Here is a 1,340-nt window from a genome sequence, read left to right as displayed (position 1 = left end):
CTCTTGGGGGGGTTTTGGGCTTGCCAAGTTTTTAAGGGGCTAGGCTTAGACTCAAAGAAGTTTTTTAGCGCATTGTTTAAGAGTTTGAGACCTTTTTGTAGCCTTGCGGGGGCTTGCAAGCCAAACTGATAAAGCCATGTTTTAAAGACTTGATAGGTGTTAGGCATCAAAGTAGCCCACGCCCATATCCCCATGCCCAACACACACACCCACACCCCCAAAGACCCGATATAGACTTTTAAGGTCCCGACCAAGATCACGCCCACCATGCCCTTTTGGAACAGCAAAGCTTGGATGCATAAGAGGGTCAAAAAGGCGATCAGGCTGGCTAACAAGTGTTCTAGGGCTTTGAGCGTAGGATTGCGCACAAGAGTTGCCACATAATAAAGATAAAAGACATTGAGATAGCCCACATAGCCAAAGTAATGGGCGTTAAAGCACGCGACTTCTTGACCTATAGCCCCCACCAGCCCGCCGCCCCCAAACCAAGTGGTTAAGAAGAGGACAAATAAGAGGGCGTAAAAGAGCCCAAACCCTATTTTAATGCCCCCTCCTCATTGCCGCACATATCCACATAGGGGCAAAATTGGCAATTCTGCCTAAAGGGGGTTTTTGCAAAATCCATCTCACAATCCAAATCCCCCAATAAGGCTTTTAAGCGTTCTTGCTTGCCCTGCAAAATCTCAAGGTCTTCTGACACAAGCGCGCCTGTTTTGAGATCGTAAAATGCGGTTTTAATCTGACCTGCTAGCCCCAAAGAGGGGGCAGCCAGTTGGTAAATGAGCAACTGGTAATCTAAGCCCTTGGGGCTGTCTAAGTCCTTATCCACGCTCACTTTGGATTTAAACTTGTAATCTAAGATGGCATACGACCCATCTACGCCTTGATCGATGCGATCGACTCGCCCATTAATTAAAACCCCCTGCCAAGAGAACGAAAAAGTTTTTTCACACGCTAGCACCTTGCCACTGGCTAACCTTTTTTGTTCCTCAGCAAAAAACGCCCCCATTTTCTCCAAACTCAGCTTGACATTTAAATGTTCTAATGGGCTTAGATTTTCTAGGCGTTGCTGGAGGTAGTTTTGCATGTGCGCTTGGGTGATGGGGGTTGTGGGGTGGGTGCTGTAGTGCTGGTATAAAATCTCATGGAAGAATGTTCCCATGTTGAAACCCTCTGTGGGCGTGGGCGCATAATTTTTGATGTATTTGAGGTAGAAACGGCGTTTGCATGCGCTCAAGTCGTTGAACTTGGTCGCACTCCATGTAAAACCAGCAGGGATGGTGGTGGTGATCTTCTCCTCTTGGTAATGGCGTGTGCGGGGGGTGGGGAAGAGCTTGAAG

The 1,340-nt window shown here is 47.8% G+C and carries 1 protein-coding gene and 1 pseudogene; both read right to left on the bottom strand.

Annotated features, from left to right (window positions below):
• Positions 1 to 467, bottom strand: a pseudogene (locus C5684_RS09065) (DNA translocase FtsK); the annotation flags it as partial.
• A gap of 68 nt (positions 468 to 535) precedes the next feature.
• The coding region (locus C5684_RS09060; protein ID WP_199764548.1) for a RecB family exonuclease at positions 536 to 1,340 on the bottom strand (805 nt) is incomplete at its 5' end.

The organism is Helicobacter bizzozeronii (assembly GCF_900196775.1).
Classification (GTDB): Bacteria; Campylobacterota; Campylobacteria; order Campylobacterales; family Helicobacteraceae; genus Helicobacter; species Helicobacter bizzozeronii.
Note: the sequence above shows the minus strand (reverse complement) of the source record. Positions and strands in the feature narration are given on the sequence as shown.